A 13,541-nucleotide genomic window follows, 5' to 3' on the forward strand; every position below is an offset into this window, starting at 1 on the left:
CCGGGGCCGCCGAGCGTCGGCGGCCCCGGCCTCCACCGGCGCAGTAGTGTCACGACGGCGCGCCGCACTCGCCCGGTCCGTGCGGGCGCCGGGCGAATGGAGCTGTCGTGGTCGAGGACGCGAGACGATCGCCGTGGATTCTGGAGATCTCCTGGGGGCGCATCGACGTGGAGGGCCTCGGGGTGGTCAAGGACGCCAAGCTCCATCCCGGGGGCGGCCGGGCGTGGGACTGGGCGGAGACCGGCACGCGGCACAGCCCCGGCATCCAGCCCGCCGACGTCGAGGAGCTGCTGCTGCACGGCGCCACCGCCGTCGTGCTCTCCCGCGGCATGGATCTGCAACTGCGGGTGGGCCGGGAGGTGCTCGAATTCCTCGAGAAGCGTGACGTCACGGCGTACGTCGCCGAGACGAGGGAGGCGGTACGGATCTATACCGAGCTGGCGGCGACCCAGCCGGTCGGAGGGCTGTTCCACTCGACCTGTTGAGGCCGGTCGTGTCGTACCCGCCGCCTAGTCTCGGCCGATGACCGTGCATCTGTCGCGCGCCGACGCGCGCCGCCTCGCCGTCCGGGCCCAGTTGCTGGACGCCCACCGGCCGGACGGGATGTTCGACGTGGTGCGCCGCTTGACGATGCTGCAGAACGATCCGGCCTCGGCCGTCGCGCCCAGCGCCGATCTGGTGCTGTGGAGCCGTCTCGGCTCCTCCTACTCCCCGGCGCAGTTGCGCGACGCCATCGACGAGCAGGCCCTGCTGGAGCTGCGCGGCATGATCCACCCGGCGGAGGACCTCGCGCTCTACCGGGCCGAGATGGCCGAGTGGCCCGGGCGCCCGCCGCTGCCCGACTGGGCGGAGGGGCTGCGCGAGTGGGTCGACGTCAACAACGGTTGCCGGCTCGACGTCCTCTCCCGGCTGCGCGCCGACGGGCCGCTGACCACCCGGGAGCTCCCCGACACGTGCGTGATCCCGTGGCGTTCGTCCGGCTGGACCAACAACCGCAACATCACCAAGATGATCGACTTCCTGGTGCAGCGCGGCGAGGTCGCGGCCGCCGGCCGGCGCGGCACCGATCGGCTGTGGGACCTGGCCGAGCGCGTCTACCCGGACGAGGCGGTGCCCTACGAGCGGGCGCTGGGCCTCCGCGAGCAACGGAGACTGCGCGCGCTGGGCATCGCCCGCGTCGGGGCGCCGTCGACCCGGGGCGGCGTGGAGCCCGCCGGCGAGCCGGCGGTGGTCGAGGGCGTGAAGGGCCGGTGGCGGGTCGACCCGGAGCTGCTGGACACCGCCTTCGCCGGCCGCGTCGCGCTGCTGTCCCCACTGGACAGGCTGGTCTACGACCGCAGGCGCACGGCCGAGCTGTTCGAGTTCGACTACCAGTTGGAGATGTTCAAGCCGGCCGCCAAGCGCCGCTGGGGCTACTGGGCCCTGCCGATCCTTTATGAGGACCGGCTGGTCGGCAAGCTCGACGCCACCGCCGACCGCAGGGCCGGGGTGCTGCGGGTGGACGCGATCCACGAGGACGGCCCGTTCACCCCGGCGATGGCCGCCGGGGTGCGGCACGAGATCAAGGAACTGGCGGGCTGGCTCCGGCTGGACCTCGTCCTGGCCACCTGACCCCGCTCCCGGCCGGAGCGGCCGGGCTCAGGGCGCGGTGGCGGTGGCGAACACGCGACGCAGCGAGTCGAACTGCTCCAGCGAGCGCCGGCCCTCCTCCTGCAGTGACCTCACCGCCGCGTCGGGGTCGGCCGCCGCGACCGCCGCCTGCCACACCGCCCGCTCGGCCTCGCGCCACTGCGGCCGGTCGTGCACCTCGACGTCGACGAAGCCGGCCTGCGGCAGGTCCCGCGCCAGGTCCACCGCGCGGATGCGCGGCGGAACCCGCCCGTCCGACGGATCGACGGCCTCCCAGCAGGTCAGCGCGAGCCGCCCGCCGGAGCTCAGCAGCCGCCGGAACTCGAGCAGCGCGGCGAGCGGCGGCTCGCCGAACTGCACCGCGTCCACGCACATCAGTCCATCCGCGACACCCGTGGGCAGGCCGGCCGCGAGCAGGGTCCCGACCTGGAATTCGGCTCGGCCGGCGGGCAGCCACGCGGCGCCGGCCAGCCTGGCGTGCTCCACGACCACCGGGGAGAAGTCCACCCCGACCAGGCGGGCGCCGGCGCGGCGGGCGACCTCGATGCCGTACCCGCCGCGCCCGCAGGCGATGTCGAGCAGCAGGCCGTCGACGGGCAGGCGCAGCTCCTCGGCCAGCTCGGCGACGCCCGGCCAGGTGAGGATGCCGGTGACCTGGTGGTCGGGGGGCAGCCCGAGGGCGCGGGCGATGATGGCGTCCCGGGCGGGCGAGGCCGCCATGTCCGCGTACCACTTGTCGAAGTAGGCGGCGGCCGGCTTTTCCAATGTCATGCGGGCATTATTCCGGCGCGCCGCCACCGCCGGGTACTTCCGCTGTTTGAGTACGGCGACTCAGGACCGGCGGCGGCGGTCCCAGCAGGCTGTGTCCAGCAAGCAGCCCCCGCCCGGACAGACCACTCGGAGAATGTCGTGACGAACCAGCCACCGCCCTCGGCCAAGCCCACCCCCGCCTTCGTCGGCGCCTCCTGGGCGGTGCTGATGCTCGGCGTCGTGTCATTCGCCGCCGGATTGTGGAACGCCACGATGGCCAGCAGCGAGAAGGGCTTCTACGCCGCCGTCCTGGTGCTGGGCCTGTTCGCCGCCGTGTCGCTGCAGAAGTCGGTGCGCGACCGGGCCGAGGGGCTGCCGGTGTCGGCGTTGTATCTGGGGCTGTCGTGGTCGGTGGTCGCCCTGGGGATACTGATGCTGGTGGTCGGCCTGTGGAACAGCGGGCTGGCGCTCAGCGAGAAGGGCTTCTACGGCCTGGCCTTCGCGATGACGCTGTTCGCCGCGGTCGCGGTGCAGAAGAACGTGCGCGACACGCTGCAGTTCCGGGCGCCGTCCCGGCCGGCCGCCCTCGCGAACGCGACGGCCACGGACCACATGAACGGCATCGTCACCGGCTACCCGCGCGGGGACTGACGAACCCGGGCGGCCGTCACGGCCGGCGCAGGCCGTCGGTCAACACGGTGAGGTAGGCGTCGGTGAGCCCCTCGGCGGGGGCCGGGGTCCGCGCGATCGCGTAGGCGGTCCGGCCGATCAGCGTGGTGACCACGGCCGGGTCCAGGTCGGTACGGATCGCGCCCTCGGCCTGGGCACCCGTGATCATTTCGTGCACGACCGCCACCAGTTCCGTCCGCAGGGCCGTCACCGCGGGCAGGTCCACGCCCTCCAGGTACGCGTTGACGCCGTGATGCGCCGACTGGAACGCGATCAACTCCTCGAGGAAGGGCCGCAGGGCCCGCACCGGACCGAGTTGCGCGAGCAGTTCCGTGCCGCACCGCACCACCGGTTCGAGCAGCCCGGACACCGCCGCGTCGAGCAGGGCGTCCTTGCCGCCGAAGGCCCGCACGACGGTTCCCGCGCCCAGGCCGGCCCGCTTGGCGATGGCCTCGACGGTCGGCGCGGTGCCCGGCTCGGCCAGCAGGCCGGTGGCCGCCTCCAGCGCCAGTTGCCGGTTGCGCACGGCGTCCGCCCGGCGGGCACCGCCTTCGGGAGTTGACATCTGGAACGCCTCTTCCACATAATCAAATGGAACACAAATTCCATTTACCGTACCGTAGGAGGGGCCCGAATGAACGAGCGGATCCTGATCTCGGGCGCGAGCATCGCCGGCCTGACCGCGGCGCACTGGCTGGCCCGATACGGTTTCCGGCCCACCATCGTCGAACGCGCGCCGGGGCTGCGCGGCGGCGGCAACGGGGTCGACCTGCGCGACCTGGCCGTCGACGTCGTCGACCGGATGGGGCTCCTGCCGCGCGTCCGCGCGGCCCGCGCCGACGTGCGGGGCATGAGGTTCGTCGACGCCGGCGACCGGACGGCCGCGCGCATCGACATCACCGGCGCCACCGAGGTGGAGATCATGCGCGGCGACCTGGTCGCCCTGCTGCACGAGAAGACCGGCGTCGAGTACGTCTTCGGCGACTCCATCCGGCACCTGGAGCAGGACGACGACGGCGTGACGGTCGCGCTCGACCGCGCCGGCGACCGCCGCTTCGACCTGGTCATCGGCGCCGACGGCCTGCACTCCAACGTCCGCCGGCTGGCCTTCGGCCCCGAATCGCGGTACCTGCGGCACAAGGGCCACTACGTCGCGTTCGCCGACGCCCCCGCGGCACTGGGCGAGGACGGCTGGGTCACCATGTACAACCTGCCGGGCAGGATGGCCGGCATCTACCGCTCCCGCAACCACGCCCAGGCCAAGGCCTACTTCATATTCCGCTCCGGCCCGCTGGCCCACGACCACCGCGACATCGAGCAGCACCGGCGCCTGATCCGCGAGGCGTTCGCCGGCGAATCCTCCTGGCGGATCGGTGAGTTGCTCGCGACGGCGCTGGCCGACCCGGACCTCTACTTCGACGCGCTCAGCCAGGTCCACATGGACACCTGGTTCTCCGGCCGGGTGGCGCTGGTGGGCGACGCCGCCTGGTGCGCATCGCCCGCCTCCGGCGCCGGCGCCGAGTTGGCGCTGGTCGGGGCGTACCGGCTCGCCGGGGAGCTCGCCGCCGCGAAGGGCGACCACCGGATCGCCTTTCCGGGATATCAGCGCGGCCACCGGGGCCTGGTCCGTACCAGACAGCGGATCGGCGTCAACGTGCGCCTGATGGTGCCGGGCAGCGTGGCCGGCCGGCGGATTCGGAATGCCGTCGCCCGGCTGCCGCTCCTGCCGGCGCTTGCGGCCGCGGAGCGCCTGGTGCGGGCGCGGTGGGTTCGCGGACTTCCGGAGTACGCCACAGCCTGCTGAAGTCCGCCGTGCCGTGGTCCATCGGGCTGTAGCGTCTTCGTCGGGATAATTCCACTCATATCTATATTGATGGGACCTCGGCTATGCGTGCCTCCTTCGACAAGTTGATCTCGTGGACCGGCGTGTTACTGGCGGCCTTCCTTCTGCTTGCCGGGGGAGTGCTCACCTACGCGGCCGTCTACATCGGGAACGAGGTGGAGTCCCAGCTCGGCATTCAGGACATCATCATGCCCGAGGGTGCCGCCCTGCAGGCGCTTCCGCCGGACGATCAGGCCGCGCTGAAGCCCTACGCCGGCAGCCCGATGGACACCGGGCCGGAGGCCAAGGCGTACGCGGACCACTACATCCAGGCGCACCTGGACGCGGCCTCCGGCGGCAAGGCCTACTCGGAGGTCAGCGTCCAGTACATGGCGCTGACGCCGGAGCAGAGGGCCAGCCCCGAGGGCCTGCAACTGGCCGGCGTCCGGCTCACCCTGTTCCAGGGCAACACGCTGCGCGGCCTGCTGCTCTACGGCGCCGCGTTCGCCACGATGGGCACGATCGCGGGCTACGCGGCGATCGGCGCCTTCGTCGGGGCGGCGATCCTGCTGGTCCTCGGGCTCATGGGCCTGCGACATGCTAGTCGCATGGAGAAGACGGCCGCCGGGGCGCCGACGACTGCCACCTGACGGCCAGCAGCGCGAAGGTGAGGACGGCGGCCACCGTACGGGTGGCGTGGGCGAGTTGCCAGCGGTCGCGCACGCCGGCCCAGTCGGCGGGCGGGGACGCGGTGTTCCAGTGAAGCTGGTCGGCGTTGATCGGAAGGTTGACGGCGACGGTGAGCCCGACGACGAAGACCAGGAGCGCGAGCGCGGCCACGGCCGGCCACCGCCTGTCCGTTCGCGGGGTCAGCCAGGCCAGCAGCGCCGTCGTGATCAGCGCCGGCAGCAGCGTGGCGACCGCGAGCCTGTCGAGGGAGTCGAGTTCGACCAGCCGGACCTGGGTGTAGACCGCGCCGTCGAAGCCGCGCAGCGAGAGCTCGAGGACGAGCACTCCGATGAGGAATCCGGCGAACAGCCCGGTGAACAGCAGGCTGGCGAAGCGCGCGTACCTCGTCATCGGTCGCCTCCGGCGGCGAAGCCGGCGCGGTGATCGCCCGCCCAGGCGGCGTACGTGCCGGCCGGGCGGCCGAGCAGCCGCCGCACGGTGCCGGTGGTGGGTCCGGCCTCGCGCGCGTAGTCGGCGAGCGAGCCGAGCAGCCGGTCGGGGACCTCGTCGGGAAGGCCGGCCGCGAGCATGCCGCGGCGGATCTCCTCCGGTGCGGCCTCGGCGAACGACAGCGTGCGGCCGAGCGCCGCGCCGAGCGCGGCGACCTTCTCCGGCTGGCTCAGCGACTGCTCGCCGGTGAGCAGGTACGCCTGACCGGCGTGGCGCGGGTCGGTCAGGGCCAGGGCGGCCACCGCGGCCACGTCGCGCTCGTCGACGGTCGAGGTCCGCGCCCCCGGGTACGCGCCCCGCACGGTCCCGGTGGCGCCGATCTGCCCGGCCCAGGCGAGGGTGTTGGCGGCGAAGTCGGCGCACCGCAGCATCGTCCAGTCCAGGCCGGAACCGGTGGCGACGTCCTCGGCGGCCTGGAACTGCCGCCGGAAGCGGGCGAGCCCGGCCGGATGCGGCACGGTCACGGCGGACAGCACGACCACCCTGCGCGCGCCTCGCTCGCGGGCGCGGGCCAGCAGGCCGGCCGCCCCGGCCCCGGCGGCGCGCGGGCTGAGCAGGACGGCCTCCACGCCGTCGAGGGCGGCGACCTCGCCGGGGTGGACGAGCATGGTCCCGGCGGGGAAGCGGGCGCCGGGGTCGCGGGTGACGGCGGCGACCTTCGCGCCCCGCGCGGCCAGGAGGCGGACGGCCTCCCGGCCGACGACGCCGGTGGCGCCGGTGATCAGCAACATGGGTGAGCCTCTCTCGGTGTCGTACTATACGAGAGTCAAACTATCTGTCGTTCGGAGTTCATACAATATGAGTCACGTAACACCTGAGGGGCGGCGCGCCCGCCGGCAACTCACCACGCAGATCAAGGACGGGCTGCGCGACCTGCACAACCAGCTGTCGGCGCTCAACCGCCAGGTCGGCGGCCGGCTCGCGATCAAGGACACCGACCTTGACTGCCTCGACCTCGTCAACCGGAACGGGCCGCTGAGCCCGAGCGCCCTGGCCCGCCAGGCCGGGCTGCACCCGGCCACCATGACCGGCGTGCTCGACCGGCTGGAGAAGGCCGGCTGGATCGCCCGCGAACGCGACCCCGCGGACCGGCGCGCCGTCACCGTCCGGGCCCTGCCCGACCGGGGCGGGGAGCTGTACCGGCTGTTCGCCGGGATGAACTCCGAGATGGACTCGATCTGCGCCGGCTACGACGAGCGGCAACTCGAACTGCTCGCCGGCTTCCTCCGCAGGACCGCCGACGCCGGACAGGCCGCGAGCCGCGACCTCGCGACCGGCGACTGATCGCCGTGCCGGACGTGACCGCTGGGGATCCGCTCGCGGCATCGATCCTGTCGTACCTGGCGACGGCGAGGTCGAACCCGGATCGGGAGGGCGGACGCGGCGGATGAGCCGCGGAGCGCGTTCCCGGTGTGGGTCGCCGCCGTCACGTGATCCGGCGGTCCGATTCGGCGGACCGGGCGAGGGCGGCGTCGTCGCCGGACCGTGGCGCGCTGGGCTGAGCCGGGACGACAAGCAACGCCAGCAGGTCCTGGCAGACGTGCAGGACGACGACCAGCAGGAGACTGCCCGAGAACGTACTCCATCCCGTCACCGCCGGGCCAGGACCAGCCGAGGTCGGCCGCGGACAGGTCGCTGCTGACGAACGCGACAAGTGCGGCGACGGCGGCCCAGCTCCACAGCCGGACGATGAAGGCGCGGTACAACCGGATCCGCCGGCCCGGCTCGTCGGTGAGCTGCCGGATGAGGCGGTCGCGATGCCTCGCCCCGCGCCACGCCCGGACCGCGATGTCGATCAGCAACGCCGCGACCAGCAGGTGCGTGATCGGTTCCCGGGCCAGGCTCATGGCTGACGATCATGGTCATCCGGTGCGGCGGTGACGACCCCGCGAGCGGACGTTCGTACCTGGGCGCCCGTTGGCATCATGGGAGAAGCCCTGATGATCGGGTGCCGCGACGTCAGTCGCCGGAGAGGCCCCAGAAGTAGATCTCGTGGGGGTCGCCGGCCGAGTCGTGCAGGACCGCGCACCGGCCGGTCCAGCGCTCAGCGGCGAGTGGCTCCAGCGCGTCGACGTGCGCGCGGGTCGGCTTGGCGACGCCCGCCAGCTCGACCGCTTCCGCGTCGGTGACCGGCAGGATCGAGCCGAACTCGGGCGTCTCGTCGCCCGTCAGCACCTCGTGCATGTCCAGGATCGAGTGGGTGCCGGTCTCCTGAACGGACTCGTCCGCCCAGAGCTCCTTCTCGGTCTTCGGCCGGTTCGGGAAGTCGCTGGCCGACTTGCCGATCTCGTACGGCGCCGCCCACCAGTAGTCGCCGGTCTCGAACACGTGCCGCCGCAGGTCGTCCAGCGCGGACTGAAGATCGGGCTGGTAGGGGACGTAGTAGCTCCAGCCTGACGCGCCCACGCTGTCTCCTCTTGACGATCTCTGCGAGCACGCTAGACGGGCACGCAGGGCGTGTCCACCCCGTGTCCGCGCCGAGCCGCGGGGTGCAGGATGGTCGCATGATCGGGGACCGATGGGGCGTGACCGACGACGAGACGCTGCGCGCGTATCCCTGCGACGACTTCGTCGCCGCGCCCACGCTGCGGGCCTGGCGGGGCGTGCACGTCGAGGCGCCCGCGGCGGCCGTGTGGCCGTGGATCGCGCAGCTGAGACTCGCGCCGTACTCGTACGACTGGATCGACAACCGCGGCCGCCGCTCGCCCCAGGAGCCGGTGGACCTTCCCGAACCGCAGGTCGGGGAGAGCTTCACCGCCACCGGCGGGCGCCCGGCGGGCCGGATCGTCTCGGTCGATCCGGGCAGCCGGCTGACCGGCAGGATCATGGGCGCCTACCTGTCCTACGTTCTCGCTCCCCAGCGGGACGGCACGACGCGCCTGCTGCTGAAGGCCGTCATGCGGACCCCGCGCTGGGCCGCTCCCGCGGTGTCCGTCGGCGACCTGATCATGGCCCGGCACCAGCTGCTGAACCTCAAGCGACTCGCCGAGCGTCACCAACGCCCGGGGCGGCCGTAGGGCCGTCTGTCATGGAGTCGATGCGGCCCTCGGCGCCTTTGTGCGGGAATCTGTGTCACGAAGAGATGACGAGCGGCGGGCTCCCGGTGCATCGCGGCCCGTGCGATGCTGCGCATCGTCGGGTGGGGTCGGCGAATGGGGGCAGATGGTGATCTCGGATCCGGACCGGCGGTGGCTGCGGGAGGCGATCCAGGTGTCCCGATCCTGCCGGCCGAGCCCGACGGCCTACTCCGTCGGCGCGGTCATCGTCGACGAGCACGGCCGGGAACGGTCCCGGGGGTTCTCCCGCGACCGGGATCCCGTCGTGCACGCCGAGCAGTCCGCCCTGCTGCGGCTGGGTGAGAACGGCGGGGACCTGTCCCGGGCCACCATCTACACGTCGATGGAACCCTGCACCGCCCGGCGGTCCGCGCCCCGGACCTGCGCTGACCTGATCATCGCCGCCGGGCTCGGGCGCGTGGTGTTCGCGCTGCGCGAGCCCCCGCTCTTGGCGCGCTGCCTCGGCATCGAGACGCTGCGCAACGCCGGCATCGAGGTCGTGACGATCCCGGACCTCGGCGCGGAGGTGGAGGCCATCAACGCCGCCCTGCTCACCCCCCGCAGCGCCTGAGTACGCGGGCTCTGGCGGCCCCGGCCGCCGGCGGGAAGCGTGTGTGTGGTCAGCGTCTACGCCTGGAGGTCCGAAGTGGAACAGAGCAGTGATCCGTCCGCGGTGACGGCGGAACCCGTTCCCGCGCGGGCGGCGCCCGAGGCCGGCGGCGCCGATGCCGCGGACCGGTTGCGTGCCGCCGTGGACCGCCTGGTCGAGCGGCGGGTGCTGGACCGCTCCCAGGCCGCCGCCGTCGTGGCGGAGTTCGCCGGGCTGCCCGCCCCGTCGCCCGCCGGCGGCCTGCGGCGGCTCTTCGGCGAGATCGCCGGCTACGTCGGTGCCTCGTTCGTCGTCGGCGCGTGCCTGCTGTACCTCGGCGATCAATGGGAGGTGCTCGGCCGGGGCGGGCGGTTCACGATTCTCGCCGGCATGGCGGTGCTCCTGTTCGGCGCCGGCCTGGCCGTGTGCTGGACCGGCGCGCCGCCCGAGCGCTGGTGGCGTCCATCGCCGGCCGACGACCTGCGCCGCCGGCTGGCCAGCACCCTGTTCACCGGCGCCGCTGCCGCCGCCGGCTTCGCGGCGTACCTGAGCCTCGACACGACCGCGCTCTACCCCGACCAGTCCTATCCGGTCAACGCGCCGTTCGCCGGCTCGGTCACGGCGCTCGTGGTGGTCACCGTCGGCTACCTGCTCTCCCGCACCGCCCTCGGCCAGCTCGGTATGGCGGTCGCGGCCTTCTTGGCGTACCTCACGCTGCTTGACCTGCTGGAAGCCGAGCACTATGCCGTCGTCATGGGCGTCGGCGTCGTGGCGCTCGGCGCCTTCTGGGCCGTGCTGGTGTGGCGGCGACTGGTCGCGGAACGCCGCTTCGGGCTCGCGATCTCGGTGACCCTCGCGCTGATCGGCGCGCAGGCGGTGATCATCGAGGACAGCGATTCCGGCAACTTCCTCGGGTACGCCCTGACGGCGCTGGTGGCGGCGGTCTGCTTCGCCGCGTACGGGAAGATCCGGGACTGGGTCCTGCTGGCCGGTGGGGTCATCGGGTCGACCCTGGTGGTGCCGGAGATGCTCTACGACGTGACCGACGGTTCGCTCGGCCCCAGCGGCGTCATGCTGGTCGCCGGAATCACCCTGCTGGTCGGCAGCCTGCTCGGGCTCCGCATCCGCCGCACTCCCGCGGCCGCACCGACCGGCACCTAGCGCGCGATCAACCTCGGACGGGTCGGCCGGCCGGGCGCCCCGCCGGCCAGCACGAGGCCGAGTTCGCGGGAGCACCGCTGGGCGGAGGCCATCGCCGGCATGCGAATCGCGCTGGTCACGGAGTCCTTCCTGCCGGACGTCAACGGTGTCGCGAACTCGGTGGTGCGCTCTGCGGAGCATCTGCTGCGTCGCGGGCACGAGCCGATCGTGATCGCCCCCAGGGCCGCGAACCGGGGCCCGGTCGATGTGCCGTACCCGGTGGTGCGGATGCCGTCGCTGCGGATGCCGGGCTACCCGCAGGTTCGCCTCGGGCTGCCGACGCCGGCGCTCAGCGCGGCGCTGCGCGCCCACCGCGCCGAGGTCGTCCACCTGGCCGGCCCGTTCGTCCTGGGCGCCTGGGGCGCGGCGGCCGCGAAGTCGCTGCGGCTGCCCACGGTGGCGGTCTACCAGACCGACGTCGCCGCTTACGCCCGCGCGTACGGGGTCGGCATGACCGAGGGCGCCGCGTGGCGGTGGATCCGGACGGTGCACAACTCGGCGGGACGAACCCTCGCGCCCTCCACCGGCTCGGCGCGGGCGCTCGCCGAGCACGGCGTCCGGCGGGTTCACATGTGGCGGCGCGGCGTGGACGACGACCGGTTCCACCCCCGGCACCGCAGCGCGGGGCTGCGCCGCGCTGTCGCCCCGGGCGGCGAGGTTCTCGTCGGGTTCGTCGGGCGCCTGGCCGTGGAGAAGCAGGTGGACCTGCTGGCCGACGCGATCCGGCTGCCGGGCGTGCGGTTGGTCGTCGTGGGGGACGGGCCCGCGGCCGCGTCGCTGCGCCGGGCGCTGCCCGGCGCGGTCTTCGTCGGCGTGCGGCACGGCGCGCAGCTCGCCCGGCTGTACGCCAGCCTTGACGTGTTTGCGCACACCGGCCCGTACGAGGCCTTCGGGCAGGCGGTGCAGGAGGTGATGGCCAGCGGCGTGCCCGTGGTGGCGCGCGCTCGGCGGGCCGCTCGACCAGGTCGCGCACGAGCGCACCGGCCTGCTGGTGCCGCCCTTCGAGGCCGCCGGGTTCACGGCGGCCGTCGCGGCGCTGGCCGCGAACGCGGAGATGCGCGCCGCGTTCGGCGCCGCGGACCGGGTGGCGATCGAGGGCCGCAGCTGGTCCGCGGTCGGCGACGAGCTGATCGGGCACTACCGGGCGGTGACGGCCGGCGTGCCCGAACCGAGGATGACGGTGGGCCGGTGAGGGTCGTGAGGATCGCCAACTTCGTCACCGAGAGCTCCGGCGGCCTGCGTACCGCGCTGGGTGAGCTCGGCGCGGGGTACGGGGCCGCGGGGCACGAGGCCGTGCTGATCGTGCCCGGCGCCCGCCGTGCCGACATGTGCACCGCGCAGGGACGCGTGATCACCCTGCCGGCGCCCGAGGTGCCCGGCATGGGCGGCTACCGGGTGCTGCTGGACCGCCGCCGCACGGCGGCGCTCCTGCGCGAGCTAGCACCGGACCGGGTCGAGGTGTCGGACCGCGCCACGCTGCGGTGGGTCGGCCGCTGGGCGCGGCGGGCCGGGGTGCCGTCGGTGATGGTCTCGCACGAGAGCCTGGACGGGCTGCTGCGGCTGTTCGGCCCCGCGTCGTCGCGGTTCGGCCTCGCCGCCCTGGAGGCGCTGGCCAGCGGCACCCCGGTGGTGGTCAGCGAGGACAGTGCGCTGCCCGAGGTGATCGGGGGTGCCGGGATCGCGGCGGCGGGCGAGGGATCCGCCTACGCCCGGGCCGTCCTGACGCTGATGGACCGCCCGGAGCGCCGGCGGGCGGCGCGCGAACGGGCCCGCGGTTACCCGTGGGCGGCGTCGGTCGCGGGTTTCCTCGCCGCGCACGGCGTCGTGGCCGCACCGGCGCGGCGGTGATCGGGCAACCTACCGGCCGGGCGTGGCGAGGCGGCTCTCCACCCGGTCGGCGAGGGCCAGCAGGTAGGGGCCCCGCAGCCGGTGGGCGGCGGCGTTCGGCGACCGGTCGCCGTGCCGGCGCAGCATGTCGGAGATCCGTTGCTCGACGGGCATGGGGCGGCCGGCGGGCCCGACGGTCTGGTCGGCGTAGGTCAGCGCGTCAGCGAGCGGTGACTGTTCGCGGGGGTAGGCGCCGAGCTCGTCACCCAGGTTGCGCACCTCGGCCACGTAGCACGCGCCCGAGTGGTGCGCCACCAGCGCGCTGATGCGCGGCGGCCAACCGTGTGCGTCCAGGTAGCGGGCGCCGTCGAGCGGGTGGAAGCCGGTGTCGCGGGCGGCCTCGGCGTAGCCGATGTCGTGCAGCCAGGCCGCCGCGACGAGCACGTCCGGGTTCTCGCCGAGCGCCGCGGCCAGCTCCTCGGCGCGAGCGGCGACTCCCGCGGAGTGCTGCCACCGCTCGGGCAGGTCGGCGAGCACGACCCGAGCCACCCGCCGTGCGTGATCCACCCGGGTCGCGAAGACGGTTCCGTGCATGGATCCGAGGGTACGAATCAACCGGGCCGGGCACTACGGCTGGTCCGCAGAACATCCAGTGTTCACCGGCAGGACACCGCAGCTTCAGGCCGCGCCGGCGGCTCGGCCGCACCGGACGCCGCCGAGGGCCATGAGCGGTATCAGCACCGCGCCGGCCACGACGTGCATCGCGACCAGCGCGGCCGTCGCGCCGGCGCCGACGGCCGAACCGAGCGGCCCGAGCAGT

The 13,541-nt window shown here is 73.7% G+C and carries 18 protein-coding genes and 1 pseudogene; 11 read left to right on the top strand and 8 right to left on the bottom strand.

Annotated elements, in window-relative coordinates; all coding sequences use genetic code 11:
- The first annotated feature begins 107 nt into the window (after window positions 1–107).
- Entirely contained in the window at window positions 108–485 is a 378-nt protein-coding gene (locus AB0F10_RS27305) for an MTH938/NDUFAF3 family protein (protein ID WP_360630880.1), read from the top strand.
- Window positions 486–522: 37 nt separating this feature from the next.
- Window positions 523–1,611 (top strand): DNA glycosylase AlkZ-like family protein, encoded by a 1,089-nt coding sequence (locus tag AB0F10_RS27310; RefSeq protein ID WP_360630883.1) that lies wholly within the window; start codon window positions 523–525, stop codon window positions 1,609–1,611.
- Window positions 1,612–1,638: 27 nt separating this feature from the next.
- Here the strand turns inward: AB0F10_RS27310 and AB0F10_RS27315 are convergent, their stop codons facing one another.
- Window positions 1,639–2,400, bottom strand: coding sequence for a class I SAM-dependent methyltransferase (locus AB0F10_RS27315; RefSeq protein WP_360630886.1), 762 nt, complete (start codon window positions 2,398–2,400; stop codon window positions 1,639–1,641).
- A gap of 138 nt (window positions 2,401–2,538) precedes the next feature.
- Here AB0F10_RS27315 and yiaA point away from each other — a divergent pair, with 138 nt between their 5' ends.
- The gene (yiaA, locus tag AB0F10_RS27320) at window positions 2,539–3,030 is read left to right on the top strand and encodes an inner membrane protein YiaA (protein ID WP_360630889.1); all 492 of its coding nucleotides are present in this window, start codon (window positions 2,539–2,541) and stop codon (window positions 3,028–3,030) included.
- Between the two features lie 16 nt (window positions 3,031–3,046).
- On the opposite strand, the gene AB0F10_RS27325 is transcribed toward yiaA, so the two are convergent.
- Entirely contained in the window at window positions 3,047–3,613 is a 567-nt protein-coding gene (locus AB0F10_RS27325; RefSeq protein ID WP_360630892.1) for a helix-turn-helix domain-containing protein, read from the bottom strand.
- Between the two features lie 69 nt (window positions 3,614–3,682).
- On the opposite strand from AB0F10_RS27325, the gene AB0F10_RS27330 reads away from it, so the two are divergent.
- Together AB0F10_RS27330 and AB0F10_RS27335 are read left to right on the top strand one after the other, a co-directional pair.
- Window positions 3,683–4,852: an FAD-dependent monooxygenase gene (locus tag AB0F10_RS27330; protein ID WP_360630895.1), complete on the top strand. Its 1,170-nt coding sequence runs from the start codon at window positions 3,683–3,685 to the stop codon at window positions 4,850–4,852.
- An 83-nt stretch (window positions 4,853–4,935) separates the two neighbouring features.
- Window positions 4,936–5,520: a hypothetical protein gene (locus AB0F10_RS27335; RefSeq protein WP_360630898.1), complete on the top strand. Its 585-nt coding sequence runs from the start codon at window positions 4,936–4,938 to the stop codon at window positions 5,518–5,520.
- On the opposite strand, the gene AB0F10_RS27340 is transcribed toward AB0F10_RS27335, so the two are convergent.
- Both AB0F10_RS27340 and AB0F10_RS27345 read right to left on the bottom strand, forming a co-directional pair.
- Window positions 5,471–5,950: a DUF1772 domain-containing protein gene (locus tag AB0F10_RS27340; protein ID WP_360630900.1), complete on the bottom strand. Its 480-nt coding sequence runs from the start codon at window positions 5,948–5,950 to the stop codon at window positions 5,471–5,473. The two genes, AB0F10_RS27335 and AB0F10_RS27340, sit on opposite strands and share 50 nt — an antisense overlap.
- Entirely contained in the window at window positions 5,947–6,780 is an 834-nt protein-coding gene (locus tag AB0F10_RS27345) for an NAD(P)H-binding protein (protein WP_360630903.1), read from the bottom strand. The genes AB0F10_RS27340 and AB0F10_RS27345 overlap by 4 nt, the downstream gene beginning before the upstream one ends.
- A gap of 67 nt (window positions 6,781–6,847) precedes the next feature.
- Between AB0F10_RS27345 and AB0F10_RS27350 the strand changes: the two genes are divergently transcribed.
- Window positions 6,848–7,333 (top strand): MarR family transcriptional regulator, encoded by a 486-nt coding sequence (locus AB0F10_RS27350; RefSeq protein ID WP_360630906.1) that lies wholly within the window; start codon window positions 6,848–6,850, stop codon window positions 7,331–7,333.
- 142 nt (window positions 7,334–7,475) lie between these two features.
- Here the strand turns inward: AB0F10_RS27350 and AB0F10_RS27355 are convergent, their stop codons facing one another.
- A complete protein-coding gene (locus AB0F10_RS27355; RefSeq protein WP_360630909.1) occupies window positions 7,476–7,643 on the bottom strand; it encodes a hypothetical protein in 168 nt (55 codons plus the stop codon).
- A gap of 365 nt (window positions 7,644–8,008) precedes the next feature.
- Entirely contained in the window at window positions 8,009–8,455 is a 447-nt protein-coding gene (locus AB0F10_RS27360; protein ID WP_360630912.1) for a hypothetical protein, read from the bottom strand.
- A 98-nt stretch (window positions 8,456–8,553) separates the two neighbouring features.
- On the opposite strand from AB0F10_RS27360, the gene AB0F10_RS27365 reads away from it, so the two are divergent.
- The 5 genes and pseudogenes from AB0F10_RS27365 to AB0F10_RS27385 all read left to right on the top strand — a co-directional run bounded on the left by AB0F10_RS27365 (window position 8,554) and on the right by AB0F10_RS27385 (window position 12,742).
- Entirely contained in the window at window positions 8,554–9,066 is a 513-nt protein-coding gene (locus tag AB0F10_RS27365; protein ID WP_360630915.1) for a polyketide cyclase, read from the top strand.
- A 145-nt stretch (window positions 9,067–9,211) separates the two neighbouring features.
- Window positions 9,212–9,676: a deaminase gene (locus AB0F10_RS27370; RefSeq protein WP_360630917.1), complete on the top strand. Its 465-nt coding sequence runs from the start codon at window positions 9,212–9,214 to the stop codon at window positions 9,674–9,676.
- A 75-nt stretch (window positions 9,677–9,751) separates the two neighbouring features.
- Window positions 9,752–10,855, top strand: coding sequence for a hypothetical protein (locus tag AB0F10_RS27375; RefSeq protein ID WP_360630920.1), 1,104 nt, complete (start codon window positions 9,752–9,754; stop codon window positions 10,853–10,855).
- 99 nt (window positions 10,856–10,954) lie between these two features.
- Window positions 10,955–12,086 (top strand): annotated as a pseudogene (locus AB0F10_RS27380) (glycosyltransferase family 1 protein).
- 5 nt (window positions 12,087–12,091) lie between these two features.
- Window positions 12,092–12,742 (top strand): glycosyltransferase, encoded by a 651-nt coding sequence (locus AB0F10_RS27385; protein ID WP_360630928.1) that lies wholly within the window; start codon window positions 12,092–12,094, stop codon window positions 12,740–12,742.
- 9 nt (window positions 12,743–12,751) lie between these two features.
- Here AB0F10_RS27385 and AB0F10_RS27390 read toward each other — a convergent pair whose 3' ends face one another.
- Both AB0F10_RS27390 and AB0F10_RS27395 read right to left on the bottom strand, forming a co-directional pair.
- Window positions 12,752–13,315 carry an HD domain-containing protein gene (locus tag AB0F10_RS27390; protein ID WP_360630923.1) on the bottom strand — a complete coding sequence of 188 codons (564 nt, stop codon included), beginning with the start codon at window positions 13,313–13,315 and terminating at the stop codon, window positions 12,752–12,754.
- An 84-nt stretch (window positions 13,316–13,399) separates the two neighbouring features.
- Window positions 13,400–13,540 (bottom strand): DUF6069 family protein, encoded by a 141-nt coding sequence (locus AB0F10_RS27395; RefSeq protein ID WP_360630931.1) that lies wholly within the window; start codon window positions 13,538–13,540, stop codon window positions 13,400–13,402.
- Window position 13,541 lies beyond the last annotated feature (1 nt).

It is taken from the genome of Actinoplanes sp. NPDC026623, from assembly GCF_040638275.1.
Taxonomy (GTDB): Bacteria; Actinomycetota; Actinomycetes; order Mycobacteriales; family Micromonosporaceae; genus Actinoplanes.

Coding starts and splice junctions, on each gene's coding strand:
- AB0F10_RS27310 (WP_360630883.1), top strand. CDS start 523: ATGACCGTGCATCTGTCGCGCGCCGACGCGCGCCGCCTCGCCGTCCGG.
- AB0F10_RS27315 (WP_360630886.1), bottom strand. CDS start 2,400: ATGACATTGGAAAAGCCGGCCGCCGCCTACTTCGACAAGTGGTACGCG.
- AB0F10_RS27325 (WP_360630892.1), bottom strand. CDS start 3,613: ATGTCAACTCCCGAAGGCGGTGCCCGCCGGGCGGACGCCGTGCGCAAC.
- AB0F10_RS27330 (WP_360630895.1), top strand. CDS start 3,683: ATGAACGAGCGGATCCTGATCTCGGGCGCGAGCATCGCCGGCCTGACC.
- AB0F10_RS27335 (WP_360630898.1), top strand. CDS start 4,936: ATGCGTGCCTCCTTCGACAAGTTGATCTCGTGGACCGGCGTGTTACTG.
- AB0F10_RS27340 (WP_360630900.1), bottom strand. CDS start 5,950: ATGACGAGGTACGCGCGCTTCGCCAGCCTGCTGTTCACCGGGCTGTTC.
- AB0F10_RS27345 (WP_360630903.1), bottom strand. CDS start 6,780: ATGTTGCTGATCACCGGCGCCACCGGCGTCGTCGGCCGGGAGGCCGTC.
- AB0F10_RS27350 (WP_360630906.1), top strand. CDS start 6,848: ATGAGTCACGTAACACCTGAGGGGCGGCGCGCCCGCCGGCAACTCACC.
- AB0F10_RS27365 (WP_360630915.1), top strand. CDS start 8,554: ATGATCGGGGACCGATGGGGCGTGACCGACGACGAGACGCTGCGCGCG.
- AB0F10_RS27370 (WP_360630917.1), top strand. CDS start 9,212: ATGGTGATCTCGGATCCGGACCGGCGGTGGCTGCGGGAGGCGATCCAG.
- AB0F10_RS27390 (WP_360630923.1), bottom strand. CDS start 13,315: ATGCACGGAACCGTCTTCGCGACCCGGGTGGATCACGCACGGCGGGTG.